We start from the raw sequence: 26,125 nt of genomic DNA, 5'->3' as shown, positions 1-26,125 counted from the left end.
GCGCCGGAGGGACGGGGGGCGCCGGAGGGGCGGGCGACCGCCGGCTCGGCCGGGGCAGCTAGGGCCGCGGGGGGGGCTCAGTCCAGTACGCGGGCCAGGTAGGCGTGCATCATCGCGCGGGTTTCGGCGACGATGCCGGGGTCCCCGGCCGGGTCGGTCCGGAAGGCCAGCTGGATCAGCGCGTCGGTGGCCTCGACGGCGACGAGGACCGCCCGCTCCAGGGTGGCGTCGGGGGTCAGTCCGAGGTGGGTGGAGAGGAGTTCGGTCAGGCGGGCGGCGACCTGGTGGTTGGGATCGCCCTCGGGGTCGCCGGCCGGCGGCGCGGGCACGCCGAAGCCGACGAGGGCGAAGCCCGGCACGCCGCGCTTCATCGCCAGGTACTCGTCCAGCACGGCGTCCACCACCGGTCGCCAGTGGGTGGCGGGCAGGTCGGCGAGGCGGTCGGCTATGCCGTCGACGTACTGGTCCAGGTTGCGGTGCGCGAGGGCGATCGCCATGGCCCGCTTGTTGCCGAAGAAGCGGTAGACGGAGCCGATCGGCACGCCGGCGCGCAGGGCGACGGCGCGGGTGGTGAGGTTCTCGTACCCGGTCTCGTCGAGCAGTTCGGCACAGGCGTCGAGGATCCGGGCGAGCCGGTCGGCGCTGCGCTGCTGGATCGGCGTACGGCGCAGGGAGTGGGCGGGAGGCACGGGGTCCATCATGCCGCTCCTCGTTTCCGGGTCCGGCGGGGGCCTCGGTTCTCAGTTCAGCAGGAGGCTGAGGCCCCCGATCGTGTAAATGATCATCAGGGTGAGCAGCGGCAGCTGCCCGGCCACCGCCTTCGCGGGCGGGAAGAGGCGTACGGACCGGTCGTGGGCGGCGACGACGCCGAGGACGTGGCCGGTGACGACGGCGATGACCTGGAGGGCCGCGAGGCCGCCGGGACCCAGTGGTGGAGCGGGTTCGGGGGCGTTGTCAGTGCGGAGTGCCATGCTTACTGTGCGTGGTCCTTCGACTACCAGGAGGGAGAAGTAGTGGGCGATCAGATAGCCGAGGGCGATGGGGACGAGTGAGTGCGCGAAGGCGGTGAGCGGGCCGGGGTGCGGGCCGCTGACGAGGCGGGTGGCCGCGGCGCACAGGCAGTAGAGGGTGGCGACGAGGGCTACGGAGCCGAGCAGTCCGAGCGTGGCCGTGGGGGTGCGGCCGAGGGGGGAGGTCTGAAGGGTGTTGATCCACGAGGGGTTGTCGGAGAAGCCGTCGTAGGCGGTGGAACCGAGGAGGACGCAGACGGTGGCGACGAGACCGGGCCGCTCGGGTGTCGCGTCGAGTCCGTGGAAGGGATTGCGCAGGACCAGACGGCCGTCGCTGCGGCGGCCGAGGGGGGAGAGGCGGGCGAGCAGGGCGGAGTACGCCTCGAAGGCGTCCCCGTCCGCGAACCAGCTCTCGCCGTAGCGGGCGGCGAGCAGCAGTTGGGCGGTGGCGTAGGCGGCGAGGGCGAGCAGCAGGGTGGTGGTCGATGCGGGGTCGGGGGATACGAGTTCGAGCCATGTGAAGCCGAGCAGTCCGGCGGCGGCGGGCCACAGCCCCAGCCGGGCGGGGAGGGGGTGGTCGCCCGTACGGGGACGGCGCAGGGACCGGGACAGCAGGCGGTGCAGGGTGCGCAGCGGGTTGAGCAGGCGCCAGACGGGGCCGAGGAGGAGGGAGGCGGGCACGAGTCCGACCCAGAGGAGGACGTAGACGGCGCCGGGAGCGGGGTTGTGCGCGGGGTCGTCGGGACCGAGGAGGAGGTGGAGCAGGACGAGGAGCGCGGTGGCGAGGCCCAGCCCGCGCAGGGTGGTTCGGGTGGCCGGCGCGTCGGCCACCCGCTGGAGGGCGGCGGGCAGGGCGAGGCCCGAGCGCTCTCCGCGGAAGCGGGAGGTGGACCAGAGCAGGCCGAGTGCGAGGAAGGAGACGAACAACGCGGCGAAGGCTCCGGCGAATGCGTAGAAGGGAGAGATCGGCAGATCGTGCTGGGACCCGATTCCGTGCGCGAGGGAGGTCAACGGTTCGGCCGGGTGAACGACCACGCCCCGGCCGTGACCGAGGGGGCTCGGGCTCACCACCGCGCCTCCGGGCGCCCCACGCCACGGACGGCCCGGCCTCGCGCCCCGGTCCCGGTCCCGGTCCCGGTCCCGGTCACGCCACTGCCACCGCTGCCGCCACCGCGACTGGACTCGGGCCGGCCCCCGACCACACCGGGACCAGTACCGGCACGGGGTCCGGGCCCGGCACCGGGTCCGGCCGTCGGCGCCGGCGGCCGGGGCGGGGTGTGGGGGGTGGGCGTGGGGTTGCGGGCGGTCATCGGACGAGGAGTTGGGTCAGGACGAGGCGGGACTCGTGGGTCTCGACCTCGAAGAGGCCCGTACGGTCGGCCGTCAGGACCAGGGTGGCCTCCTGTCCTGACGGCAGGGCGAGTTCCTTGTCGTAGCCGTGGACGTGCAGGGTGTCCGCGCGGTCGCTGGTGACGCGCAGGGCGACGCGTTCCCCGCGCCGCAGCTCGGTGCGGGCCGGGGCGGGGCTCACCTTGCCGTCCCGGACGGTGATGGTGACCGTGCGGTCCGCCTGCGCCTGGCCCGGCGTCGGCGGCTGCGGTGACTGTGCCGGCCGCGACGGGGCGTCGCCGTGGCCGTGGCCGTGGCCGCCGGACGCACCCGGAGCAGGGGCGGTGAGCTGCGCCGTTCCCTCGACGGGTTTGCCGGAGGCCGCCCAGGCGGTGTGGTCGTCCGCGTAGAGGCGGACGGTCAGGGTGTGCGCGCCTTCCGGGACCTGCGCCGCCGGCAGGTGGAACCAGGGGCCGTACAGTCTGGCGATCTTGCGTCCGTCGAGTTCCAGGTGGGCGTGGCCGGCGCCCGGGAGGGCGGCGCCGCCGGTGCTGTCGGGTGTGAAGCGGAAGTTCTTCACGTTCAGCTGGAGGTTCCAGCCGTCCTCGGAGTCCGGGCGGAGGGCCAGTTGGACCTCGGGGGCGCCCTGGGACGGTACCTCGCGGAGCTTGTGGCCGGCCGCGTCGCCCGTGGTGAGCAGCGTGCCGACGCTGCCGGAGGCCTGCTCGTGGCTGGTGCCGGGCTTGTGGTGGGTGGTGGCCCGCCCGCCGCAGCCCGTCGCCGCGCCGCCCGCGAGGAGCAGGGCGAGGGCGAGCAGGGCTGCTGTGCGGGTGGTCCGGCGGTGCCCGCGGGCCGCGGTGGGCGGCGTACCGCAGGCGTCGCACCGGATCCGGGCGTAGGGCCGGGCGGCGGGCAGGGCGTCGCAACGGATCCGGTCCTCGGGCAGGGCGCAGGGCTCGGCGTCGGGCACGGCGTAGGGCTGGGCGCCGAGCCGGGCGTCGCACCGGTCCCGGTCGTCGGGTCGGTCGTAGGGCAGGGCGTCGCAACGGATCCGGTCCTCGGGCAGGGCGTCGGGCAGGATCCGGGTGTCGGGTCGGTCCTTGGAAAGGCTGCTCATGCCGGGCCTCCCCCTGCCCCGGGGGCGGGGGCGGGGGCCGGTGCCGGGGCCGGCCGGGTGGCCTCGGGGTCGTCGTCGGCCGGGGCGGCGGGGCGGGCCGGGGCCGTGCCCGGCCGGGCGGAGGCGACGACCGCCCACAGGACCCAGACCACGGCAACCAGGGCCCGCACCCAGGCGGGGCTCAGCGGGGTCCACGGGATCATCAGGACCGCCTTGTCGAAGGCGTCCAGCAGGGTGAGCCCGGCCAGCAGCAGGGTCAAGCGTGCCAGCCAGGGGCGGCTGGGGCGCAACGCCAGGCCTGCTCCCGTCCACCACAGGCCGAGCAGGAGGAGGGCGAGGGCCGGGACGAAGGTGGCGTTCAGTGCCATGGTGGAGCCGGCCACGTCGAGGGCCAGGCCTGCCAGGCCCAGCAGTGAGGCTGCCGTGCCCAGGCGGGAGCCGCGCAGGCGGCGCCACCAGAGCACACCGCCGACCAGCAGCAGCACTGCGGCCACGGCCAGGGCGAGCTGGGTCTCCACCCGTTGCAGTCCGCGCGCGCCGTACCAGTCGCAGCCCGCCGGGAGTTTGCGCGCCTGGACGTTGTAGTCCGCGCAGACGAGGAGCTGGACCAGCTTGACCGGCTCTCCGACCAGGCGGGCCGAGGCACCGGAGACGTCGCCCCGTCGCTCGCCGCACCGCGGGACCGTGCCGGGGCTGGAGCCGTCGGGGCCGTCCTGCCAGCAGTTGCCGCTGCCCTGGCCGTCCCACCAGACGTCCATGCCGTTGGGGCGGGAGGCGCCGGCCTTGTCCTTGCCGAGGACGTTGCCGGCGTAGCGGTTGTGGTGGGAGGTGTCGGTCTGCTTCGACCATGCCTCCTCGCCGCGGATGAAGGCGGGGACGGCGCTGAGGAAGAAGCCCGCGCGCTGGTGCCCGTACACCCAGTTGCCCTCGTACAGGTTCCAGTTGCCGCCCGCGGTGATGATGCCGGTGCCCGGCGGCATGGAGATCTGGGGGCAGACGACGCCGCGTTCGTAGCCGCGCTCGACCGGCGGTTTGGCGCAGGTTCCGTCGGCGACGTGGCGGTAGTAGTCCTGGTTGTTGTCGTGGATCAGGTTCCGCTCGAACTTGGCGTGGTTCTGCGGGAGTCCGGGGTGGCCGGGGAAGGCGCTGTCCATCGAGGCGCCGCCCATGTTGTGGTCGAACTCGTTGTCGTGCACCCACACCGAGTCGCCCGCGGTGCCGGAGTAGCCGACCATGTTGTGGTGGCTGCGGCAGCCGGTGATCTCGATGGAGTACCGGGGGACCTCGTAGCCGCGGCCGTCGTTGATGTTGGAGGCGCTGCCGGGGTAGATACCGGAGTCGCCGTTGCCGTAGGACTCGCAGTTCTTGTAGAGCCCGTGGTCGCTGGCGAAGGTCAGGAAGCCGTACTCGTCGTTCCAGCGGGTCAGCACGTCGTCGATGACGAAGCCGTCGGCGGCGAGCACGTACAGCGAGTTGAAGGTGGTGCGCTGGGCGGTGAAGTTGCGGAAGTAGACGCCGTCGGACTTGTCGGCGCGGATGGCGTTCAGCTTCTGGTACTTGGCGTCGATCACCACGTCGAGCCGTGACGCACCGGTGCCCTCGATCTGCAGGTTCTTCTTGCCGAGGATGGCGACGAGGTTCTGGTTGTGCCGGCACCGCACCTGCTGCTCGTAGGACAGGATCTGGTAGCCGAGTGCGGAGTCGGGCGCCTTGAGCGCGGCGCACTCCCCCGTCGGCTTGGGCAGCGACGGCTCCTCCTCGTAGAGGCCGGGCAGGATCGCGATGTTCATCCCGGGCCGGTCCACGGCGTCGACGGCTTCCTGGAGGTGCCGGTAGCCGCTCGCCTCGCACCGCTCGTACAGGGCGAGGTTGCGCTGCCTGAGCTCCTCGGGGAAGGCGGATATCCGGCGTTCGAAGGCAGGCCGGTCCGCCTTGCAGACGATGAGGTCGGGGTCGGCCTTGCGGTACTCCGGGACGGAGCCGGAGCCGTCCGGGAAGGTGACCGGGCGCTCTTCGTGCGCGCGGGCGGCGGGCGCGGCGGCGAAGAGGGACAGGAGCGCGAGAAGGGCGGCGAGGAGCGCCGCCGGCAGGGCAGGGAACCTGCGGGTCCACGACATGCGCGTGAGAGTAGAGCAATGTTCATCTTTTGTGATCCCCCCGGGAGCGAATCCGCGGCCCCGCCCGGCCGCCCCGCGCGCCTTCCTCCCGGATCCTGCCGTTTCCTCCCGCCCCGCCCCCGGACGCACGACGGACGCCGCCAGGACGCCGTTGACGCACGGGCCGCGGAATCCTACTGTCGACCATAGGATTCCTTCGACGGAGTGGGAGCAGCACATGAGCGAGCAGGCCGGCAGCGAGCAGGCCCGGAAGACGGCGGAGGCACTGGAGTACCTCACCGGCTTCGGCAACGAACACAGCTCCGAGGCCGTCCCCGGCGCACTGCCGCTCGGCCGGAACTCGCCCCAGCGCGCTCCCCTCGGCCTCTACGCCGAGCAGCTCAGCGGCAGCGCCTTCACCGAGCCCCGCAGCCACAACCGCCGCTCCTGGCTCTACCGGATCCGCCCCTCGGCCGCGCACCCGCCCTTCACCCGGATCGACAACGGGGCCCTGCGCACCGCCCCCTTCACCGAGGCACCCGCGGACCCGAACCGGCTGCGCTGGAACCCGCTGCCCGACCCGGCCCCCGGCACCGACTTCCTGGCCGGCCTGTGGACCCTCGGCGGCAACGGCGACGCGACCCAGCGCACCGGCATGGCCGTCCACCTCTACGCCGCCAACGCGTCCATGACGGACCGGGTGTTCAGCGACTCCGACGGCGAGCTGCTGATCGTCCCCGAGCGCGGCGGCCTGCTCCTGCGCACCGAGCTGGGCTTGCTCGCCGCCCGTCCGGGCGACGTGGCCCTCATCCCGCGCGGCGTCCGCTTCCGCGTCGAGCTGCTGGACGCCGACGCCCGCGGCTACGTCTGCGAGAACTACGGCCAGCCCTTCGTCCTGCCGGACCTCGGCCCGATCGGCGCCAACGGCCTCGCCGCCGCGCGGGACTTCCGGGCCCCGGTGGCCGCGTACGAGGACGTCGAGCGCCCCATCGAGGTGATCAACAAGTTCTGCGGCAACCTCTGGTCGGCCACCTACGGCCACTCCCCGCTCGACGTGGTCGCCTGGTACGGCACGCACGTCCCGTACGTCTACGACCTGCGCCGTTTCAACGTCCTGGGCACGATCAGCTACGACCACCCGGACCCGTCGATCTTCACCGTCCTGACCTCGCCCTCGGACACCCCGGGCCTGGCGGGCGTGGACTTCGTGGTCTTCGCGCCCCGCTGGCTGGTCGGCGAGGACACCTTCCGCCCGCCGTACTTCCACCGCAACGTGATGAGCGAGTACATGGGCCTGATCGAGGGAGCCTACGACGCCAAGGCGGAGGGCTTCGTCCCCGGCGGCGGCTCGCTCCACAACATGATGTCCGCGCACGGCCCCGACCACGAGACCTTCGACAAGGCCAGCGCGGCCGACCTGAAGCCGCAGAAGATCGACGACGGCCTGGCCTTCATGTTCGAGACCCGCTGGCCGATCACCGCCACCGCGCAGGCGGCCGGCGCGGATCACCTCCAGCGGGGTTACGACGACGTGTGGCAGGGTCTGCAGCGCCACTTCCGCGCCTGACCCGCACTGCATACCCTGCATGCGCCCGCTCCGGGCGCATGCAGGTCAGCACCGTCAGCCGCCGCGAGCGGCGAGGAGCCGCAAGCCGTCACCGTCAGCCGTCAGCCGTCAGCCGTCAGCCGTCAGCCGTCAGCCGTCAGCACCGTCACCCGTCACCCGTCAGCCGTTCGGAGATCCACCCGTGACCGCCTTCGCCCCCGACTCGCTGGTCCTGAACCGGAAGCTGCCGCTCTGGTACCAGGTCTCGCAGTCGCTCCGCGCCTCGATACTGGGACGCACCCCGGACGCGTCGCTGCGGCTGCCCACCGAGGAGCAGCTCGCCGAGCACTACGGGGTGAGCGTGCTGACCATGCGGCAGGCGCTCAAGGAGCTGGAGGGCGAGGGGCTGATCAGCCGGCACCGGCGGCGCGGCACCTTCATCGAGCCGGGTGCGCTGCGCAGCACCCCGGTCCGGCTGCTGGGTTCGGTCGACGCGATCGTGGCCCAGCAGTCGGGCGACAGCACCACCGTCCTCGGTCACGCGCGCACGCCCGTGGCCGGGGAGCTGCTGGACCACTTCCCGGACACGCCCGAGGTGGTCACCTACCGGCGCCTGCGGCGCGACCGCGAGAGCGGCGAGCCGACGAACTGGGCGGAGAACGCGGTCCTGCCGGAGTTCGCCGAGGCCGTCGACGTCGCCGATCTGGAGCGCTGGCCGATGACGAAGGTGCTGCGGGACGTCGTGGGGGTGCGCATCAGCCGGATCACGGACACCGTGGAGGCGCGGCTCGCGGACCCGGAGACCGCCGAGCTGCTCCAGGTCCCGCTGCTCAGCCCGATCCTGCACTACACGGGCGTGACCTACGACGAGGACGGCCGGGTGGTGGACGTCGCGCGGATCCGCTACCGGGGCGACCGGTTCTCCTTCACGGTGACGGTCGACGCCCACTGACCAGGACCGGCGGACCGACCGGCGGACGGACGGACCGGCGGACGGACCGGCGGACGGACCGACCGGCCGACGGCGACACCGCCGCAGGCGGCGTCACTTCTTGTCGTCGTCGGCGGTGCGCTCGCCCTCCGCCTGGGACGGCGTGGTCCGCATCGTCTGGGGGTGACGCTCCTTGCGCTGGGCCTCGTCCATGTCCTCGTCGAGGCGTTCCCCCTCGGCCTGGGACGGAGTCGAGTATTCGTCGTACTGGCTCATGACCGCTCCTCGGTCGATACCGCACGTATGCATACATAAGGAGCGTAGCTCTTCGGCCTGGACGCAGCCCGGCCATCGGAGCCCGTCGCTACCATCGGCGGCGTGAGCGCTGACACACCGCAGCCGGACCCGGACCCGCTGCTGGACGATCTGATGCCCTGGGCCGTCGGCGGCCTGCGCCTGGGCCGGGACTGGGTGGCCGCGCCCGATCCGGCGGCCCTGCGCACCCGCTGGGCCGCCCTGGCGGGCGCCGAAGGGGCCGAACGGGACCGGCTGTTCCGCCCGAGCCGCAGCCGCACCCCCACCGCCTCGGCGGCCGCCCTGCCGGGGCAGCGCTCGGCCGCGACGGCCCGTTTCGCCGATGCTCCCGGCCCGTGCCCCGAACCCGTTCGGGTGCTGCGCGAGCCCTTCGACGAGCAGTGGCTCCTGCCGGACCAGCGGCTCATCGACACCGCCCGCCCGGAGCTCTGGCGGGTCCTCGACGAGCACCAGCTGTTCCTCGTCGAGACACCGGAGCCGCTGGTCACCGCGCACCTGCCGGCGGGCCGGCTCGGCCGGATCCGCCCCCTGCACCGGCGCCCGGGCGGCGCCGAGCCGAACCTCGCCCCCGGCCTGCTGTCGCTGCTGGGCGAGCGCCACGGCGGCTGGGTGACCCCCGAGGACGTCCTGTGCTGGATCCTGGCCGCCGGCCGGCCCGGTCCGCGGGGGTACGAGGTGCCGCTCGCCGCGGACCCGGAACGCTGGCGGGCCGGGCTGGAACTCGGCCACCGGCTGCTCACCGTGCAGCTGCGCGGGGCGCGCGGCGGCGGGGCGCCCCGGCTGCCCGGTGGGCGCCGCCCGTACGTCCGCTCCGCGGTCGGGGGATGGCCGCACGGGCTCTCGTACGACGCGGAGAGCGAGACGCTGGCGCTGGGGAGCGGGACGGTATCGCCCGTACCGGCCGGGGCGTGGGAGTACGAGGCGCAGGGCGTGCGCGTACTGCAGAGCTGGTTCGCCGCGCGCACGGCGCACCGCGGGCCGGAGGCCGACGGCCTGGCGGCGCTGGGCCCCGCAGAGTGGCCGCAGAGCTGGACGTCGGAGCTGCTCGCGCTGGTGACGACGCTGGCGCTGCTGGCCGAACTGGCGCCGGAGCGGGCCGCGTTCGACCCCGGCCCGAGCCTGCCGGCCGCGGAGCTGCGGGCGGCGGGGGTACTGCCACCGCCGCCCTGGAGCCGCCGGCCGGCCTCGGTACTGGACCACCAGGAGGAGGGGCCGGGCGGCCAGTTCGCCCTGCTGTAACCGGCCGTCGGCCATGACCGGGCAGGTCGCGCCGGGACGGCGTCCGATCGGCACCCACCCCGGACAGCGCCGGGCCGGGACCGCGCCGGACGCGCCCGCCGACCACGCGGCCAAGCACCGTGCCGCGAGCCGGGGCCCTCTTGGCCGGCGGCCTACCGCACCGGCCCGCGGGTCGCACCGACGCCCCAGGCCACCGCACAGCACAGCGCCGCACCGCACCGGGACGGGAACGCGGGGGCGCAGGCCGGCGCGGGCGCCGCCTGGCCCGCCGCGCACCCGGCGGCCGGGGCGCTGCTGTGGTCGCTGCTGCTCCTCGTGGTGTTCGCACCACCGGCCCCCGCCGCTTCGCGCGCGGCGACGCCCGCGGCTAGGGGCCCTCGGGGACGGGTGGATCGCGGCCGGCAACATCGGCCGGATCACCCGGGAGTGGTGACAGACACCCCCCCGAACAGGTAGGCAGGGCGCATGACCAGCCCCATGACCGCCGAACCGCTGCCCCTGGCCGGCATCACCGTCGTCGCCGTCGAACAGGCCGTATCGGCCCCCTTCGCCACCCGCCAGCTCGCCGACCTCGGCGCCAGGGTGATCAAGGTGGAGCGTCCCGACGGCGGCGACTTCGCCCGCGGCTACGACACCGCCGCACACGGACTCGCCTCGCACTTCGTGTGGGCCAACCGGGGCAAGGAGTCGATCGCGCTCGACCTGAAGGACCCGCGCGGCCGTGAGGTGCTGCACGGCCTGCTGGCCGACGCGGACGTCTTCGTGCAGAACCTCGCCCAGGGGGCCGCCGCCCGCCTCGGGCTCGACTCGGCCGCGCTGTGCGCCCGCTACCCGCGGCTGGTCGCCGTGGACGTGTCCGGCTACGGCGCGCAGGGCCCGTACGCCCACAAGCGCGCCTACGACATGCTCGTGCAGTGCGAGGCGGGCCTGGTGTCGGTGACCGGCACCCCGGAGCAGCCCGTCAAGGCGGGCATCCCGGCGGCCGACATCGCGGCGGCCATGTACGCCTTCTCCGGAGTGCTGGCAGCGCTGCTGCGCCGCGGGGTCACCGGGCGCGGTGGCCGGGTGGAGGTGTCCATGCTGGACGCGCTCGCCGAATGGATGGGGCACCCGCTGCACCACACCATGCACGGCGGGGAGCAGCCGGTGCGCACCGGGCTCGCGCACGCGGTGATCGCCCCCTACGACGCCTACCCGACGGCGGACGGGGACCGGGTGCTGCTGTCGGTGCAGAACGACCGGGAGTGGCGGCGTCTCGCCCAACAAGTACTGGAGCGGCCGGAGTTGGCCGACGACCCGGCGTACGCGACGAACACGGCGCGTACCGGGAACCGGGAGAAGACCGACGCGGTCGTGGCGGAGGCTCTGGGCCGGCTGGGTGCGGACGAGGCGATCGGGCGACTGGAGGCGGCGGGCATCGCCTGCGCGCGGCTGAACTCGGTGGCCCAACTGGCCGGGCACCCGCAGCTCGCGGCTCGGGACCGGTGGCGGGAGGTGGGATCGCCGGTGGGTCCGCTGCGGGCCCTGCTGCCGCCGATCGGGCTGCCGGGCGGCGCGGCACCGCACATGGGTGCGGTGCCCGCGCTGGGTGAGCACACCGACGACCTCTTGCGCGCCCTGGGGATGGCGGGCGCACAGATCTCGGAACTGCGCCGGGACGGTGTGATCGCGTAGGGCCGGGTGGCCGGACGCCGCCGGAAGGGCGAACGGCCGCGGGTGCGGGGTCTGTTACGAACGGCGGCTGCCGAAGAGCGAGCGACGCAGACGGCGCAGCGGCGCGAAGAGCGAGACGCGCGCGCTCCGGCTCCGCAGACGGTGCGTATGGTCGCGGGAGGTGAGCTCGCGCATCAGCAGCGTCGCCTCCGCGGCCTCCCGGTGCGGGACGGCAGGCCCGCCCAGCACGGCGAGGTGGCGGTCGAGGCGCGAGCTGGTCGCACTGCTGCCGCAGGTGATGGCAGGCACGCGAGGCGGCCTGCTGCGCATTGCTATCTGTTCCATGATCTCTCCCCACCCGTACGAGGGCACCCGGCCCGGGCAGGTTAACCCTATCGCCCCCGCGTTGCGCGCGGGTATCCCGGTGGTGTGAATTACCCCTGCGGCGAGGGGGAGTTGACGGTTACTCAGCGGAGTCACCCGTTACTCTCCGCACAGAAGGCAGCACGGAAATCACGCTCCGGAAGACCTCTGCGCGAGTCTCGTCACGACTGGGGTCACTTGGCGCACACTGCGCTAACTTGGAGTGACCGGTCGATGACGCATGGGCGCACAGAAGCATTCGGGGGGCTCGCGTGAGTGAGGAATCCAACTCCGATCGTGTCGTCTCGGGCCGCTACCGGCTGCTGGAGCAGATCGGCCGCGGCGGCATGGGTGTGGTGTGGCGGGCCCGCGACGAAGTGCTGGCCCGCGATGTCGCCGTCAAGGAGGTACGCGCCCCGGCCGGGCTGGACACCTCCGAACTGGAGCGCATGTACCGGAGGCTGGAGCGGGAGGCCTGGGCCGCCGCCAGGGTCTCGCACCGCGGGGTGGTCACGGTCTACGACGTGGCGTCCGAGGACGGCCGGCCCTGGATCGTGATGGAGCTGGTGCGCGGGCTCTCGCTGGCCGACGTGCTGGAGGCGGAGGGGCCGATGACCCCGCAGCGCGCCGCACACATCGGCGAACAGGTCCTGGCGGCGCTGCGCGCCGCGCACGACTCGGGGGTGCTGCACCGGGACGTGAAGCCGGCCAACGTACTGATCGCCAGCGACGGCCGGGTGGTGCTCAGCGACTTCGGGATCGCGAGCCTGGAGGGCTCCTCGGCCATCACCATGACCGGCGAGGTGGTCGGCTCTCCCGAATTCCTCGCGCCGGAGAGGGCGTTGGGGCGCGACCCCGGCCCCGGGTCGGACCTGTGGTCGCTCGGGGTCATGCTCTACGCCTGCGTCGAGGGGGTCTCGCCGTTCCGCCGGGCCACCGCGATGGACACGCTGCGGGCCGTGGTGGACGAGGACCCTCCCCCGGCTCGCCGGGCCGGGCCCCTGGAGCCCGTACTGGCGGGGCTTCTCCGCAAGGACCCCGCCGAGCGGCTGGACGCGGCGGAGACGGCCCCGATGCTCCGGGTGGTGGGCGCGGGCGGGGCCGTACGGGCCTCCGGCGGGCCGGTGTCGGGACCGGACGCGCCGCTGTCCACGGCCCGCCACGGGCACGCACCGCGGGGCGGAGCGGGGCCGTACGGACCGTCGGCGCCGCGGACTCCCGCACTCGGACAGCCGCCCGTACCCATGTCTGCGGCCTCGATCGGGACGGCGAACCGAACGGCGAACGGAACGACGAACGGGACGGCGAACGGGACGGCCGCCGCGGCCGGAACCGGGGAGGGCCGGGGCGCGGCCGGGCCCGTGCTCGTCGCGGGGATCGTCCTGCTGCTGCTCGCCCTGGCCGCGTTGGGCTGGGTCCTGCTCAAGGACCTCGGGGACGAGGACGGCCGCGCAGGGAACCGGGGCGCGCCCGCGAAACCCGCGACCACCGCTCCGGCCGCCACCACGGCCCCCGCGGACACCGCTCCGGCGTCCGCGCCCGCGTCGCCCTCGGCCTCGCCCTCCGCGGGGCAGCACGTCTCGGTGTACGTCGACGCGGTGCGCACCGCGTACACCGGGAGCTGTCCGCCGCCCGCCGGGCACGCGCCCGCCTTCAGCGCGACCGTCGAGGTGGAGCGGGTCCCGGTGGTGCTGGAGTACCGCTGGGCCACGCGGAGCGGGCGGACCTCCGGGCCCGGCTGGCAGTCCGTCACGTACGAGGCCGCCGGGCCCAGGAGCCGGCGGCTGGAGCACGAGGAGCTGACGCACGTGCCGGGTGTGCTCTTCGAGGACGCGGTCCGGCTGGAGGTGCGGGGACCGGCGGAGGTCGCCACCGAGTGGGTGGCGACCTCCGTGACGTGCGAGGAGGCGACCCCGACCGGCGGGGCCACCTCCCCCGGCACGAGCCCGTCCCCGGCGTCGCCGACGGCGAGTCCCGCGGCGACTGCGGAGGCCGGGGAGTCGGGCGGTGCGGATCAGGCCGCGTTGGTGAGGACGGGCAGGTAGCCGCCGGACTGTCCGGCGGCGGTCGGGTGGTAGGACTCGGCGATGTTCAGCCAGTTGACGCTGTGCAGCCACGGGCTGCCGGAGCAGATCTCGTGGCCCGTGAAGGTGCCGGCGACCGAGGCGAAGGTGAAGCCGTGGTTCGCGGCACGCTTGGCGATGGCGGCGTTGAGGTGGTCGGCGGCGCCGTTGATGGCGGCGCGCTCGCCCTCGGTCAGGCCGGCGGTACAGGTGCCGTTCAGCTTGTAGAAGCGGGGATAGCCGAGGACGACGACGCGGGCGCCGGGTGCCCGGCTGTCGATGGCGTTGTAGACCTGGTCGAGCTGGGCGGGGAGGGTGGAGTCCACGTAGGCCTTGGCCTGGTTGACGCGGTTGACGCAGGTGGACTCGGACTGGAGCACACAGGTCGTCATGACGTCGGAGAATCCGGCGTCGTTGCCGCCGATGGTGATGCTGACCAGGTCGGTCCCGGAGTTGAGGGGGCCGAGCTGGCCCGAGAGCACATCACCCGTGCGGGCACCGGAGCAGGCGGTGAAGGCGAAGGTCTGCGGGGAGTGGGCCGCGGCCCAGAGGGCGGGGTAGGCGCGGGTGGTGCGCTTGCAGTTGCCGCTCGCACCGTCGTAGTTGCCGGCGCCGAGGCCGGAGGAGTACGAGTCGCCGAGGGCGACGTAGCCGAAGTCCGCCTGGGCGGCGGCAGCCTGGCCGGCGCCGAACAGTGCGGCGCCGGCAGCGAGGAGGAGGGAGGAGGTCAGGGCAGCGAAGCGCGACACTTTCATGCTCATGTATGCGGCTCCTTGTGGGGGTTACTCCTGAGTCCGTGGTACAAGCAGCCGAGGATTGCCGGAAGTGTCCATGCCAAGAATGTTCGGAGCAGAGTCGAGGCCCGAATCTTCACCCGCCCTGCGTTTGAAGGGGGAACTTGGCACCCGATCCGGCGAAACACGGGTGCACGACGGCACCTCGTGCCGGATCATGGGCGCCATGCCAGCCAACCCGCAAGACGCGCTGCCGATCCGGCTCAACGTCGACGACAGCGACTCGCCGTCGGACGTCGTCGACGCGCTGTTCCTCGGCCGGTTCGCCTCGGGCGAGCAGCCCTACTCGCACAGCGTGTCGATCGAGCGGGTCAAGGCGGAGGCGACCCTCCTGCCGCCGGAGGCCACGGTGTTGCGCTCGGCGCGCGACAGCGACCGCAGCGCCACCCTCGCCGAGGGCGAGGGCTGGACCATGCTCGTCTCCCGGTGGAGCCGGGGCGCGGACGTCACCGTGACGGCGGTCAGCGACGAACTCGCCTCCAGTGTGCTCGGCGAGGCCACCGAGGGGGTGCAGGACGAGCCGGAACCGCAGCCGGAGAACGTCACGATGGGCTTCTGGTACGTCTCCCCGCGCCGCGGCCCGTACCGGACGACCCGCCAGATCGCGGCCGGGACGTGGGCGGAGGTGCGGCCCAACTACACCGCGCCGGTCGCCGGGGCGATGGACCGGCTGATGAAGGTGACACCGGACGACATCGCGGGCCGGCTGCTCCTGCTGCACGGCCCGCCGGGCACCGGCAAGACCTCGGCCCTGCGCACCCTGGCCCGGTCGTGGCGGGACTGGTGCCAGGTGGACTGCGTCCTGGACCCGGAGCGGCTGTTCAACGACGTCGGCTACCTGATGGACATCGCGATCGGCGAGGACGAGGGCACGGCGAAGGGCCGCTGGCGGCTCCTGCTGCTGGAGGACTGCGACGAACTGATCCGCGGCGAGGCCCGGCACACGGCCGGCCAGGCGCTGTCGCGGCTGCTGAACCTGACGGACGGTCTGCTGGGACAGGGCCGCAACGTCCTGGTCGGCGTGACGACCAACGAGGACCTGGAACGGCTCCACCCCGCGGTGGTCCGCCCCGGGCGCTGCCTGGCCCGTATCGAGGTCGGCCGGCTGACCCACCGTGAGGCGGTGGACTGGCTGGGCACCGAGGAGGGCGTCCCCCGCGAGGGCGCCACCCTGGCGGAACTCTTCGCCCTCCGCCGCGGCACGGGCCCGGCGGCCGTCCTGCCCCCGCAGCCCCACTCGGAGGCGGGCCTCTACCTCTAGCCTCCGGCGGCCGGGCGAAGGCCGGGCCGCCGGCGTTCGGGGCGCGGGGGTCCGGGGGCGGAGCGGCCCCCGGCGGACGGGCCGCGGCTACGCCTCGGCGGCGGGCGCGGAGACTCCGGCGGCCGGGCCGCGGCTACGTGGCGGCGTACCGGGCCCTGAGGGCCTCGGTCGCGGCGGCGACCGCCTCGGCCTCCGTCAGCCCCAGCCGGTGCGCCCGCTCGGCGTAGGCCTGCGCGGCCGACGCGGCCTCGCGCGCCGCGCCCTCCCCCGCCGCCGCGACGAAGGTCCCGTGGCGGCCCCGCGTCTCGATCACCCCGTCCGCCTCCAGCGCCCGGTAGGCCTTGGCAACGGTGTTGGCGGCCAGCCCCAGGTCCTCCGCCAGCCCCCGTACCGTCGGCAGCTTGAAGCCGGCCGGCAGCTCCCCGGACCGGGCCCGGGCGGCGATCTGCGCGCGCAACTGTTCGTACGGGGCGGCCGACCCGGCCGAGCCGTCAATGGCGATCTTCAGGTTCGTCGAGCTCACGCGGCTGATTGTCCACCATCGGCGGTTAATTGGGAGGCGCCGGGCGCGAGCGCGCACGTAGCGTCTGGCGCATGACCGTTCTGATCCGCGATCTCCGTCCGGACGACCTCCAGGACGTGGAGTCGGTGGTCCGGGTACGCCGCGCCGCCCTGCCGTTCCTGATCACCCGCGCCGGGGACGTGACCTTCGAACTCTCCTCCGCCCATCCCGCGAAGCACCACCGCGTCCTCGTCGCCGAGACCCCGGACGGCGAGGTCCTCGGCACCGCCCAGGCCGGTATCGCTCACGACAGCCCGCGGCCCGGCCAGGGCTACGTCAACGCGTACGTCGACCCCGCCCGCCGCGGCCTCGGCGCCGGCCGGCTGCTGCTCCGCACGGCCGAGGAGCACCTCGCCGCCCGGGGTGCGGTGGATGCGTACGCCTGGGTCCTCGACGAGCCCGCCCACCGCGCCTTCGCCGAGCGGCACGGCTACCGCCCCGGCCGCTCCGGGCACTTCCTGCGCCTGGACCTGACGGCCGCCGAGCTGCCCGCCCTCCCCGAGGCCCTCCCCGCCGGGGTGGAGCTGCTGCCCGCCGAAGCCTTCGCCGCGGATCCTCGTCCCCTCTTCGCGATCGACGCCGAGGCGACGGCAGACGAACCGAGTGACGTGGGCGCCGACCTCGACGACTACCAGGACTGGCTGAACCACACCTGGCACAACCCCTCCCTCGACAAGGAGCTGACGATCGTCGCCCTCGTCGACGGGCGGGCGGTGGCCTTCAGCGCCGTCCGGACCGACGGCGCCACCCGCTACGGCTCGGCGATGACCGGCACGCTGCGCGCCTTCCGGGGGCGCGGCCTGGCCAAACTCGCCAAGAACGCCTCCCTGCACCGGGCCCGCGCGGCCGGGTACACCGAGGCGTTCACCGGCAACGACAGCGGCAACGACCCGATGCTCGCCATCAACAGGTGGTTCGGGTACGAGATCTGCGCGACCGAGACGCACTTCACGAGGAGGCTGGGGACCCAGTGGCCGAGCAACTGACCGTGGTCCTGACCAAGGCGGGCCGGACCAAGATCCGCTATCCGGCGACTCAGGTCGCCGATGACGGCGACCGCATCTCCGTTCGGGCCCCCTGGGCCGCGGAGGGCGTACGGGACTTCGGCTTCGTCCGCTTCGAGCCGGGCGACGTGTTCGTCGAGCACTTCTGGCGGACGCGGTGGTACGCGGTCAAGGAGGTGTGGACGGGCGACGGCGTCCTGAAGGGCTGGTACTGCGACGTGACGCGCCCGGCCCTGGTCCGGAGCGGGGAGATCCTGGTGGAGGACCTGGACCTCGACCTGTGGGTCTCGGCGGACGGGACGTCGGTGCTGCGGCTGGACGAGGACGAGTTCGCCGGGAGCGGGCTGGCGGCGAGCGACCCGGAGGCGGCGGCCCAGGCGGTCCGCGCCCTGGACGCCCTGGACGACCAGGCCCGCTCCCGGCCCGGCCTGGCCGCGCTCCTCCTCTGAAGCACCGGTTCCGCACGGGCCGGAGCCGGTACCTGAGGCGGTGCTTGTGCCAGCCTTAAGCGGACCCTAAGGATCCTCTCCTGGCTGGTCCGAGCGGCGAAAAGGCGTGGTCCGGGGGCTAGCTTGGCGGGGCCAGGACAGGAAGGGCCGGTCGTGGCGCCGCCGGGGGGCGGCGCCGCCGAGCCCGATTCCGCCGGCGCGCCCCTGCCTTTGCCCGAAGGAGATCCCTCATGTCCGCACGCCGCCGCACCGTGACGCCGACCCGTATCGCCGCCGCCGGTGTCGCCCCGCTCGCGCTGGTCGCGTACGCCGCCGTGCCCGCGGCCGCACACGGCTCGATGACGGACCCGGTCAGCCGGGTGGCGGCGTGCTACGCGGAGGGACCGGAGTCGCCGAAGTCGGCGGCGTGCAAGGCGGCCGTCGCCGCCAGCGGGACGCAGGCGTTCTACGACTGGAACGCCGTGAACATCGCCAACGCGGCCGGGAACCACAGGGCGCTGATCCCGAACGGCCAGCTGTGCTCCGCCGGCAACGACAAGTACCAGGGCCTGGACCTGGCCCGCGCGGACTGGCCGGCCGGCCCGATGTCCGCCGGCCCGCACACCTTCCGGTACAAGGGCACGGCCCCGCACAAGGGCTCCTTCGAGCTGTACGTGACGAAGGACGGCTACGACCCGACGAAGCCGCTGAAGTGGTCCGACCTGGAGCCCGCGCCGTTCGCGAAGGCCACCGACCCGGGCATGCAGAACGGCGACTACGTCTTCTCCGGGACCGTCCCGAACAAGTCCGGCCGCCACCTGATCTACAGCATCTGGCAGCGCTCCGACAGCCCGGAGGCCTTCTACACCTGCTCGGACGTGGTCTTCGGCAAGGACAACGGAGGCGGGAACGGCGGCAACGGGGGCAACAGCGGTACGGGAGCCTCCCCCAGCACCAGGCCCAGCACCGGCAGCGGCAGCGGCACCGGCACCGGCACCGGGTCCAAGCCGGCCGACAAGCCCTCCGCCCCGACCGACCAGCAGATCGCCGACGGCGCCGGCAAGTCCTCGGTGGAGCACAACGGCCACGGCGACAACGACCCGAAGACGAACGGCGCGGCCGGCGCCTCCCTCCCGTCCTCGTCCGCCTCCGCCAACCCGGCGGACCCGGGCACGTCGGCGAGCGGCAACCTGGCGGAGACCGGCGGCAACAGCGCCACCCCGTCCATCGCCATCGCCGGGGCCGGCGCCCTGGCCGTCGGCGCGGCCGTGCTGTTCGCGATGGCCCGCCGCCGTGCGACGACGGCGGGCCGGCGCGGCCGCTAGTCGAACGGGTTTCCCCGGGCGGACCGCCCGCGTCTCGTGTCAGTCGAAGACCGAGGCGCAGGTGGTCCGTTCGGCGTTGGCCGGGTCGAGGGCGTTGACCGCCTCGTGCCAGGCGATCCGGTCGGTGAGCCCGATGGCCACGTGCTCCGAGAGGTCCAGGAAGCACAGGTCCTGGAGCACGACGTTGCGTACGTTCGGCCCCTCCAGGAAGCCGCTCCGGTACGGCGTCACCACCTCGTCGTACTTGGTGGCGATGACCGTGTACTTCACCCCGGGCACGGTGTCCCCGCCCTCGTTGAGCTTCTGCAGGAAGGCGGAGCCGGCGATCTGGTCGGCGAGGCCGGGGGTCGCACTGCTGATCAGGTCCTCGGCCCCGGGGAAGTACGGGAGGAGCTTGGTGAACCCGAGCAGGGTGGTGCCGTGGTTGTCGGGGGCGAGCCCGACCAGCGCGTTGACCTTCTTCGCGCCGCCGAGGAACTTCAGGTAGTAGCGCGGCATCATGCCGCCCTGGGAGTGTCCGATGATGTCGGTCTTGGGCGCGCCGGTGGCGGCGAGCACCCGGTCGACGAAGACGTCGAGCTGTTCGGCGGACTTGTCGATGGGGCCGAGCCCGTTGAAGAGGGGCACGCCGGGCAGCTGGCCGTAGTCGAGCGAGTAGACGCAGTACCCGCGGTGCACCAGGTACGGTGCGAGGCCGAGCCAGTTGTCCCAGGAGTTGCCGAAGGTTCCGTGGACGAGGACGACGGGGCGGGGGTGGGCGGCGGACGGCTTGCAGGACCAGTTGTTCCAGCCGCTGCTGGGGGCGGATGCGGCCTGCGCCGTGCCGGTGGGGGCGACGAGTGCGGCTGCGGTGAGGGTGAGGACGGCCAGCGGGCGGAGCAGGCGTCTCCAGGGCAGCATCGTGTGATCTCCTTGCGTTCGACTCAAGGGGATGAGCGTGGGGGTTCGTCCCGTGATCCGGATCACAAGAGGGCGCTGCTGCCGTCAAATTACGGGTGAGTAGCAACACAGGGAAGTTACGCGTCGGTAAAAACTCGCGTGTCGCGCGACGGGGCGTGCGTGCTGCAGTCCGACCGTCCGTCAGGCCGCCAGCGTGCCACGGGCGATGGCGTGCGGACCGAAGCGCGTACGGACCCGGTCGGTGACGGCCTCCAGGCGGCGGGCCTTCTCGTCCTCGGGGTCGAAACTCAGCTGCCGTGCGGCCCGTTCGGCCGGGATCAGCTCCTCGGCCCGCAGGGACAGCGCGCGGACCCGGGCCCGTTGCAGGCCGAGGCCCTCGTACAGGGCGTAGGCCGTGGCCGTCAGGGCCGCCGAGTGCGCGGTGGGTTCGGCCAGGGTGCGGGTCCGGGTGAGCGTGGTGCGGTCGGCGCAGCGCACGGTGAGCGACAGGACGCGGCACACCTGCCCGCCCTCCTGTGTACGAAGCTTCGTGCCGAGCTCCTCCGTCAGCGAGAGCAGGGCCCGCCGGTGCCGTGCGGGATCCAGCTCGTCCCGGTCGAAGAGCCGCTCGGCGGCGAGGGCGCGGGCGGCCTCGCCCGGCCGGACGGGGGTCCGGTCGATCCCGAGGGCGCGCTCGTGCACCTCGCGGCCGAGCCGGGCACCGAGGATCCGCCGCAGGGCGGCGGGCGGCGCGGCGGCGACCCGGCCGACGGAATCCAGGCCGTAGGAGCACAGGGTGCGGGCCGCCTTGGGGCCGACCCCGTCGAGTGCGGTGACGGGCTTGCCCGCCAGGAAGGCCCGTACGGCGGCGGGGTCTTCGGGGAGCACCACGGTTCCCCCGGGGCGGGCGTCGCGGGCCGCCGCCCGGGCCAGCATCGGATTGCCGGCCACGCCGACGGCGGCGTCCACGCCGTACAGGGCGAGGGCCCGGACCCGGATCACGGCGGCCAGCCGGCGGGCGTCGCAGCCGAAGTAGCGCAGCGCGCCGCGGACATCGGCGAGGGCGGCGTCCGGCGGCAGCGCCTGCACGGCCGGGGTGATCCCGCCGAGCAGCGCGAGCACCCCGGCGTACTCCCGCGCCCCGAGCGGTCCTCCGCCGGCGGGGTGCAGCCGCAGGCACAGCACGGCGTTCCCGGTGGCGCTCATCCCGCGCTCCCCGGGCTGGAGTGCCACAGCTTGCGGCCGGTCGCGGGGCCGGTTCCCGGCGGCTGGAGGTCCGCCCAGGGGTTCATCTCGTACCCCGTGGACATGCGGATCGTGCGCCCGGGTCCCTTCGCCGCCGGTTCCCCGTCGGCCGCGCCCCCGCCCGTGGCTGCCGGTTCGCCGGAGGCGTTGCCGGGCGGCTCGGCGAGGCGGGCCGCGACCGCGTCCAGGCCGCCCGTCGCGCGCAGTTCCACCAGCTCCGCCAGGTTCCACGCCGCCGCCCCGACCACGCTCAGGCTCTGCGGGCCCCTGCGCTGCACGACGCCTCGTACCAGCAGCAGGAAGGAATGGAAGACGGTGTGCGCGCACCGCTCGTGGCTGTCGTCGAAGAAGGCCAGGTCGACCAGGCCCGTGCCGTCGTCCAGCGTCGTGAAGATGACCCGCTTCCCGGACCGGATCGGCGGGGTCTGGGTGGCCGCCTTGGCCCCCGCGACCAGGACGGTCCGTCCGTGCTCGGCCTCCCGCAGCCGGCGCGCCGGGATCACTCCCAGCTCGGCCAGGAAGGCGTGGTGGTCGCCCATCAGGTGCCGCGAGGTGTCCATGCCGAGGACGCCCAGCTCGGCGCTGAGCCGTTCCGCGTCGGACAGGTCGGGCAGTCCGACGGAGGCCGTGGACCGGCCTCCCTCCAGCGGGAGTTGGGGGCCGCGCACACCGGCCGCCCGCTGCGCGCCGTGCAGTTCCGTCACGTGCAGGAGCAGGTCGCGGCGGTTGGCGCCGAAGGAGTCCAAGGCGCCCACCTGGGCGAGCCGTTCGGCGACCGGGCGCCCCGGACGGGCCCGGTCCCAGAAGTCGCGCAGGGAGGCGTAGGGCTGCCCGGACTCGATCCGGGCCGCCTCGGCCCCGCTGATGCCGTGGACGTCGGCGAGCCCCAGCCGCAGTCCCCACACACCCCCCGCATCGGACACCAGTTCGATGCGGGGGGCGACCGCCGACCTGTTCACGTCCAGCGGCAGCACCGGCACGCCCCGCCGCCGGGCGTCCGCCAGCAGCAGCCGCTTCGGGTACATCCCCGGGTCGTGGGTCAGCAGCCCGGCGTAGAAGGCCGCCGGGTGGTGCGCCTTCAGCCACGCCGACTGGTAGGTGGGCACGGCGAAGGCCACCGCGTGCGCCTTGCAGAAGCCGTAGCTGCCGAAGGCCTCCACGATCTCCCAGGTACGGGCGATCACCTCCGCCGGATAGCCGCGCTCGGCGGCCTTCGCCGCGAACCAGACCTTGATCCGCGCCTGCGACGGCGGGTCGGACAGCCCGCGCCGCACACGGTCCGCCTCGTCCCGCCCGCAGCCGGTCATGACGTCCACGATCTCGATGATCTGCTCGTGGAAGACCACCACCCCGTACGTCTCGCGCAGCGCGTCGGCGAGGTCCGGATGCGGGAAGCGCACCGGCGCCCGCCCGTGCCGGGCCTCGATGAAGGGCCGCACCATGTCGGCGGCCACCGGTCCCGGGCGGAAGAGGGAGATGTCGACGACCAGGTCGTGGAAGGTCGCCGGCTGGAGCCGCCCCACCAGGTCCCGCTGGCCCGGCGATTCGATCTGGAAGCAGCCCAGCGTCTCGGCCGAACGGATCAGCTCGTACGTGGCCCGGTCGCCGGGCGGCACCTGCGCCGGGTCGTCCAGGTCGAGCTCCACCCCCGTGCCGCGCCGGATCTCCGCGACCGCGTGGGCCATCGCGGACTGCATCCGCACGCCCAGCACGTCCAGCTTGAGCAGCCCGAGCTCCTCCACGTCGTCCTTGTCGAACTGGGACATGGGGAAGCCCTCGCCGCTGGTGGGCACCACCGGCGTACGGGCGAGCAGCGAGGCGTCGGACAGCAGCACCCCGCACGGATGCATGGCGATGCCGCGCGGCAGCGCGTCCAGCGATTCGACGAGCTCCCACAGCCGCCCGTACGACTCCCCGCGTACGTCGCGCAGTTCGGGCAGTTCCTCCAGCGCGGCCCGGGCGTCGCGGGCCCGGATGTGCGGGAAGGCCTTGGCGAGCCGGTCGACGACGGCCGGGTCCATGGACAGGGCGGCGCCGACGTCCCGGATGGCGTGCCGGACCCGGTAGGTCTCGGGCATGGAGACGGTGGCGACGCGCTCGGCGCCGAACCGGTCGATGATCCGCCGGTAGACCTCCAGCCGTCGGGCGGACTCCACGTCGATGTCGATGTCGGGCAGGACGCGCCGGCGCTTGGACAGGAAGCGCTCCATCAGCAGGCCGTGCTCGACGGGATCGGCGTGCGCGATCCCGAGCAGGTGGTTGACGAGGGAGCCGGCGCCGGAGCCGCGGGCCGCCACCCGGATGCCCATCTCCCGTACGTCGTCCACCACCTGGGCGACCGTCAGGAAGTACGAGGCGAAGCCGTGGTGGGCGATGATGTCGAGCTCGTGGTGCATCCGCTCCCAGTAGGCGGGGTCGCCCGCGTAGCCGCGCAGGACCATGCCGGCGGAGGCCCGGGAGGTGAGGACCCGCTGGGCGCTGCGGTGGGCGGCGCCGACGAGCCGGGCCTCGGGGAAGTGCACGGAGCCGATGCCGAGGTCGTCCTCGGGGTCCACGGAGCAGGCCTCGGCGGTGTGCCGGGTCTGCGCGAGCAGGCGGCGGGCGTCGGTGGGGCCGAGGCCGGCCGCCCGGGCGATCAGGTCGGCGGCCTCGGTCATGGCGGCGGGGGCCTTGAGCCAGCGCTCACCGGTGTCGAGGGGGCCGCGGCGGTCGATGGGGACCAGGCGGCGGGCCGCGTCGAGGATGTCGGCGACCGGGCCCTGGCCGGGGTCGGCGTAGCGGACAGCGTTGGTGAGCACGGCCGGGACGCCCTGCTCGGCGGCGAAGCCGACGGTACGGGCGGCCAGCCGCAGCGAGCCGGGGCCGGTACCGGTGCGGCCGTGGTGGACGGCCTCCAGGCGCAGGGAGTCCCCGTAGACCTCGCGCCAGGGCGCGAGCAGCCGGGCGGCCCGGTCGGGGCGGCCCGCCGCGAGCGCCCGCCCCACCTCGGAGCCGGGCCCGAGGAGCACGAAGACGCCCTCCCCGCGCAGGGCGTCCCAGGGGACGAGCGGGACCTCGGCGGCCGTCGCGTGGGCGGCGGTGACCATCCGGCACAGCTCGGCCCAGCCGACGGCTCCGTCCCGGGCCAGGAAGACGGCCCGGGCGGCGGACTCGTCCAGGAAGGCCCCGCCCTTGACGGGGGTGCGCCGCCGGTACGAGGCCTCACCCGGACCGCCGCCCGCGGAGGACGCGGTCGAGCCCCCCGGCCCGGCCGGGCCCGCCGCGGGGGAACCGGCGGGCGGCACCGCCATGTCCACGCCGAACAGCGGCCGGATGCCCGCCTTGGCCGACGCCTTCGCGAACCGGACCGCGCCCGCCAGGGTGTCGCGGTCGGTCAGGGCGAGGGCGTCCATGCCCCGCTCGGCGGCACGCTCCGCCAGCCGTTCCGGGTGGGAGCCTCCGTAGCGCATGGAGAACCCCGAAACGGTGTGCAGATGCGTAAAACCAGGCACCCGCGGCCTCCTGCTTCGCTCGTAGAACACCACCCCCGCTCTCCACCATAGAGCAATTCGAATACCCGTGCGAAACACATGTTCGACCACCTGCGCACGGCGCGGTCATCCGTTCGGCCCGCCCCTGCTGCGGCCCGCCCCGCGCACGCCGAGCGTGTGAGACATGACCCCGTCCCAAGGTTTCCTCGCCGAGATCAAGGACGCCGTGACCACCCGGGCGGCACTGCTCGTCCTGGGGGTGCTGGTGCTCCAGCTCGCCTTCATCACCTCGTACATCGGGGCCTTCCACCATCCGAAGCCCAGCAAGATCCCCATCGCCGTGACCGCACCCGCAGCGCCGGTGGCCGAGCGGTCCGCGCAACAGCTGGGCGCCCTGCCGGGAGACCCGCTCGACCCCCGCGTGGTCGAGGGCGAGGCCGCGGCGCGCGCCCAGGTCGAGCACCGGGACGTGGACGGCGCGCTGATCATCGACCCGGCCGGCCGGACCGACCGGCTGCTGGTCGCCTCGGGCGCCGGCGCCTCGTTGTCCCAGGCCCTGGAGGAGGTCGTCGGCGCAGCCGAACGGGCCCAGGGGCGGACCGTACGGGTCACCGACGTGGCCCCGGCAGCCAAGGGCGACAGCCGCGGCCTGAGCTCCTTCTACCTCGTCATCGGATGGTGCGTGGGCGGCTACCTGTGCGCCGCGATCCTCGCGATCAGCGCCGGCGCGCGGCCCGCCAACGCACACCGCGCCGTCATCCGGCTCGGTGCGCTGCTCGTGTACGCGCTCGGCGCCGGACTGCTCGGCGCGGTCATCGCCGGCCCGGTCCTGGACGCACTGCCCGGCAGCATCTGGGGCCTGTGGGGGCTGGGCACCCTGGTCGTCTTCGCGGTCGGCGCGATCACCCTCGCCTTCCAGGGGCTGGCGGGCGTGATCGGCATCGGCCTGGCGATCCTGGTGATCGTGGTGCTCGGCAACCCGAGCGCGGGCGGCGCCTATCCGTACCCGCTGCTGCCGCCGTTCTGGAGCACCATCGGCCCGGCCCTGCCGCCGGGCGCCGGTACGTACGCCGCGCGCTCCATCACCTATTTCGGCGGCAACGGGGCCGGCGGGCCGATGCTGGTGCTGAGCGCCTGGGCGGTGGTCGGCTCGGCAATCACCCTGGCCTGCGCCACCCTCCGCCGAGGCCGCCCGGCGTAACGCCTGCGGTGCCCCTGCGGGGTTGCTCGGCGGGGTTGCTTTGCGGTGGTTGGTCCGGCCGAAGTGTGCGGCGGGCCGGGGTATGGGCGCGGTGGAGCCGGGTCGGGGTGCCGGGCCCCTGCGGGGTGCTTTGCGGGGTCCGGACCGTGCCGCGGGTCCCCTGCGGGGCTGCTGGGCGGTGGCCCGGTCTGCAGGGCCGGGGTACCACGGTGCGGGTCCCCTGCGGGGTTGCTTCGCGGGGCCTGATCGTGCCGCGGGTCCCCTGCGGGGCTGCTGGGTGGTCCGGTCCGGCCG

21 protein-coding genes are annotated in these 26,125 nt (G+C 74.1%); 10 read left to right on the top strand and 11 right to left on the bottom strand.

Annotated features, from left to right (window positions below; all coding sequences use genetic code 11):
* Nucleotides 1-77: 77 nt before the first annotated feature.
* The 4 genes from IH80_RS0124880 to IH80_RS0124865 form a co-directional block, all read right to left on the bottom strand.
* Nucleotides 78-698 carry a TetR/AcrR family transcriptional regulator gene (locus IH80_RS0124880; RefSeq protein ID WP_030963425.1) on the bottom strand — a complete coding sequence of 207 codons (621 nt, stop codon included), beginning with the start codon at nt 696-698 and terminating at the stop codon, nt 78-80.
* Nucleotides 699-740: 42 nt separating this feature from the next.
* On the bottom strand, nt 741-2,045 hold the full coding sequence (locus IH80_RS0124875; RefSeq protein ID WP_030963424.1) for a hypothetical protein: 1,305 nt from the start codon (nt 2,043-2,045) through the stop codon (nt 741-743).
* 271 nt (nt 2,046-2,316) lie between these two features.
* Complete coding sequence (locus IH80_RS0124870) at nt 2,317-3,156, bottom strand: hypothetical protein (protein WP_030963423.1); 840 nt, start codon at nt 3,154-3,156, stop codon at nt 2,317-2,319.
* Between the two features lie 296 nt (nt 3,157-3,452).
* Complete coding sequence (locus tag IH80_RS0124865) at nt 3,453-5,573, bottom strand: right-handed parallel beta-helix repeat-containing protein (protein WP_030963422.1); 2,121 nt, start codon at nt 5,571-5,573, stop codon at nt 3,453-3,455.
* Nucleotides 5,574-5,790: 217 nt separating this feature from the next.
* Here IH80_RS0124865 and hmgA point away from each other — a divergent pair, with 217 nt between their 5' ends.
* Together hmgA and IH80_RS0124855 are read left to right on the top strand one after the other, a co-directional pair.
* On the top strand, nt 5,791-7,119 hold the full coding sequence (gene hmgA / locus IH80_RS0124860) for a homogentisate 1,2-dioxygenase (protein ID WP_030963420.1): 1,329 nt from the start codon (nt 5,791-5,793) through the stop codon (nt 7,117-7,119).
* Nucleotides 7,120-7,300: 181 nt separating this feature from the next.
* Nucleotides 7,301-8,050 (top strand): GntR family transcriptional regulator, encoded by a 750-nt coding sequence (locus IH80_RS0124855; protein ID WP_030963418.1) that lies wholly within the window; start codon nt 7,301-7,303, stop codon nt 8,048-8,050.
* A 93-nt stretch (nt 8,051-8,143) separates the two neighbouring features.
* On the opposite strand, the gene IH80_RS45415 is transcribed toward IH80_RS0124855, so the two are convergent.
* Nucleotides 8,144-8,305, bottom strand: coding sequence for a hypothetical protein (locus tag IH80_RS45415; protein WP_199819306.1), 162 nt, complete (start codon nt 8,303-8,305; stop codon nt 8,144-8,146).
* Between the two features lie 153 nt (nt 8,306-8,458).
* On the opposite strand from IH80_RS45415, the gene IH80_RS0124845 reads away from it, so the two are divergent.
* Together IH80_RS0124845 and IH80_RS0124840 are read left to right on the top strand one after the other, a co-directional pair.
* Entirely contained in the window at nt 8,459-9,583 is a 1,125-nt protein-coding gene (locus IH80_RS0124845; protein WP_158943599.1) for a type ISP restriction/modification enzyme, read from the top strand.
* A gap of 477 nt (nt 9,584-10,060) precedes the next feature.
* Complete coding sequence (locus IH80_RS0124840; protein ID WP_030963416.1) at nt 10,061-11,257, top strand: CaiB/BaiF CoA transferase family protein; 1,197 nt, start codon at nt 10,061-10,063, stop codon at nt 11,255-11,257.
* 54 nt (nt 11,258-11,311) lie between these two features.
* Here the strand turns inward: IH80_RS0124840 and IH80_RS0124835 are convergent, their stop codons facing one another.
* Entirely contained in the window at nt 11,312-11,581 is a 270-nt protein-coding gene (locus tag IH80_RS0124835) for a hypothetical protein (protein ID WP_183069355.1), read from the bottom strand.
* Nucleotides 11,582-11,871: 290 nt separating this feature from the next.
* Between IH80_RS0124835 and IH80_RS0124830 the strand changes: the two genes are divergently transcribed.
* A complete protein-coding gene (locus IH80_RS0124830; protein ID WP_063757334.1) occupies nt 11,872-13,644 on the top strand; it encodes a serine/threonine-protein kinase in 1,773 nt (590 codons plus the stop codon).
* On the opposite strand, the gene IH80_RS0124825 is transcribed toward IH80_RS0124830, so the two are convergent.
* Nucleotides 13,614-14,417: an SGNH/GDSL hydrolase family protein gene (locus IH80_RS0124825; protein ID WP_030963412.1), complete on the bottom strand. Its 804-nt coding sequence runs from the start codon at nt 14,415-14,417 to the stop codon at nt 13,614-13,616. The genes IH80_RS0124830 and IH80_RS0124825 overlap by 31 nt on opposite strands.
* Before the next feature lie 205 nt (nt 14,418-14,622).
* Here IH80_RS0124825 and IH80_RS0124820 point away from each other — a divergent pair, with 205 nt between their 5' ends.
* Nucleotides 14,623-15,717: a DUF5925 domain-containing protein gene (locus tag IH80_RS0124820; RefSeq protein ID WP_030963411.1), complete on the top strand. Its 1,095-nt coding sequence runs from the start codon at nt 14,623-14,625 to the stop codon at nt 15,715-15,717.
* A 133-nt stretch (nt 15,718-15,850) separates the two neighbouring features.
* Here the strand turns inward: IH80_RS0124820 and IH80_RS0124815 are convergent, their stop codons facing one another.
* On the bottom strand, nt 15,851-16,240 hold the full coding sequence (locus tag IH80_RS0124815) for a GntR family transcriptional regulator (protein ID WP_234432377.1): 390 nt from the start codon (nt 16,238-16,240) through the stop codon (nt 15,851-15,853).
* A 71-nt stretch (nt 16,241-16,311) separates the two neighbouring features.
* Here IH80_RS0124815 and IH80_RS0124810 point away from each other — a divergent pair, with 71 nt between their 5' ends.
* The 3 genes from IH80_RS0124810 (at nt 16,312) to IH80_RS0124800 (ending at nt 19,036) form a co-directional block, all read left to right on the top strand.
* Nucleotides 16,312-17,265 (top strand): GNAT family N-acetyltransferase, encoded by a 954-nt coding sequence (locus IH80_RS0124810; protein WP_030963408.1) that lies wholly within the window; start codon nt 16,312-16,314, stop codon nt 17,263-17,265.
* The gene (locus IH80_RS0124805; RefSeq protein WP_030963407.1) at nt 17,250-17,732 is read left to right on the top strand and encodes a DUF402 domain-containing protein; all 483 of its coding nucleotides are present in this window, start codon (nt 17,250-17,252) and stop codon (nt 17,730-17,732) included. Before IH80_RS0124810 ends, IH80_RS0124805 begins: the two co-directional genes overlap by 16 nt.
* Before the next feature lie 230 nt (nt 17,733-17,962).
* On the top strand, nt 17,963-19,036 hold the full coding sequence (locus tag IH80_RS0124800) for a lytic polysaccharide monooxygenase auxiliary activity family 9 protein (RefSeq protein WP_030963406.1): 1,074 nt from the start codon (nt 17,963-17,965) through the stop codon (nt 19,034-19,036).
* A 39-nt stretch (nt 19,037-19,075) separates the two neighbouring features.
* Here the strand turns inward: IH80_RS0124800 and IH80_RS0124795 are convergent, their stop codons facing one another.
* The 3 genes from IH80_RS0124795 to IH80_RS0124785 all read right to left on the bottom strand — a co-directional run bounded on the left by IH80_RS0124795 (nt 19,076) and on the right by IH80_RS0124785 (nt 24,651).
* Nucleotides 19,076-19,936 (bottom strand): esterase/lipase family protein, encoded by an 861-nt coding sequence (locus IH80_RS0124795; protein WP_030963404.1) that lies wholly within the window; start codon nt 19,934-19,936, stop codon nt 19,076-19,078.
* 180 nt (nt 19,937-20,116) lie between these two features.
* On the bottom strand, nt 20,117-21,121 hold the full coding sequence (locus IH80_RS0124790) for a DNA polymerase (RefSeq protein WP_030963403.1): 1,005 nt from the start codon (nt 21,119-21,121) through the stop codon (nt 20,117-20,119).
* Nucleotides 21,118-24,651 carry a DNA polymerase III subunit alpha gene (locus IH80_RS0124785; protein ID WP_030963402.1) on the bottom strand — a complete coding sequence of 1,178 codons (3,534 nt, stop codon included), beginning with the start codon at nt 24,649-24,651 and terminating at the stop codon, nt 21,118-21,120. The genes IH80_RS0124790 and IH80_RS0124785 overlap by 4 nt, the downstream gene beginning before the upstream one ends.
* Nucleotides 24,652-24,814: 163 nt before the next feature.
* On the opposite strand from IH80_RS0124785, the gene IH80_RS0124780 reads away from it, so the two are divergent.
* Entirely contained in the window at nt 24,815-25,831 is a 1,017-nt protein-coding gene (locus IH80_RS0124780; RefSeq protein ID WP_030963401.1) for a membrane protein, read from the top strand.
* Nucleotides 25,832-26,125: the final 294 nt, after the last annotated feature.

Source organism: Streptomyces sp. NRRL S-378 (assembly GCF_000720645.1).
In the GTDB taxonomy this organism is placed as follows: domain Bacteria; phylum Actinomycetota; class Actinomycetes; order Streptomycetales; family Streptomycetaceae; genus Streptomyces.
The sequence above is the reverse complement of the archived record's forward strand: the minus strand, read 5'-3'. Positions and strand labels throughout refer to the sequence as shown.

Coding starts and splice junctions, on each gene's coding strand:
- IH80_RS0124880 (WP_030963425.1), bottom strand. CDS start 698: ATGGACCCCGTGCCTCCCGCCCACTCCCTGCGCCGTACGCCGATCCAG.
- IH80_RS0124865 (WP_030963422.1), bottom strand. CDS start 5,573: ATGTCGTGGACCCGCAGGTTCCCTGCCCTGCCGGCGGCGCTCCTCGCC.
- hmgA (WP_030963420.1), top strand. CDS start 5,791: ATGAGCGAGCAGGCCGGCAGCGAGCAGGCCCGGAAGACGGCGGAGGCA.
- IH80_RS45415 (WP_199819306.1), bottom strand. CDS start 8,305: ATGAGCCAGTACGACGAATACTCGACTCCGTCCCAGGCCGAGGGGGAA.
- IH80_RS0124845 (WP_158943599.1), top strand. CDS start 8,459: ATGCCCTGGGCCGTCGGCGGCCTGCGCCTGGGCCGGGACTGGGTGGCC.
- IH80_RS0124840 (WP_030963416.1), top strand. CDS start 10,061: ATGACCGCCGAACCGCTGCCCCTGGCCGGCATCACCGTCGTCGCCGTC.
- IH80_RS0124835 (WP_183069355.1), bottom strand. CDS start 11,581: ATGGAACAGATAGCAATGCGCAGCAGGCCGCCTCGCGTGCCTGCCATC.
- IH80_RS0124825 (WP_030963412.1), bottom strand. CDS start 14,417: ATGAAAGTGTCGCGCTTCGCTGCCCTGACCTCCTCCCTCCTCCTCGCT.
- IH80_RS0124820 (WP_030963411.1), top strand. CDS start 14,623: ATGCCAGCCAACCCGCAAGACGCGCTGCCGATCCGGCTCAACGTCGAC.
- IH80_RS0124810 (WP_030963408.1), top strand. CDS start 16,312: ATGACCGTTCTGATCCGCGATCTCCGTCCGGACGACCTCCAGGACGTG.
- IH80_RS0124800 (WP_030963406.1), top strand. CDS start 17,963: ATGTCCGCACGCCGCCGCACCGTGACGCCGACCCGTATCGCCGCCGCC.
- IH80_RS0124795 (WP_030963404.1), bottom strand. CDS start 19,936: ATGCTGCCCTGGAGACGCCTGCTCCGCCCGCTGGCCGTCCTCACCCTC.
- IH80_RS0124790 (WP_030963403.1), bottom strand. CDS start 21,121: ATGAGCGCCACCGGGAACGCCGTGCTGTGCCTGCGGCTGCACCCCGCC.
- IH80_RS0124780 (WP_030963401.1), top strand. CDS start 24,815: ATGACCCCGTCCCAAGGTTTCCTCGCCGAGATCAAGGACGCCGTGACC.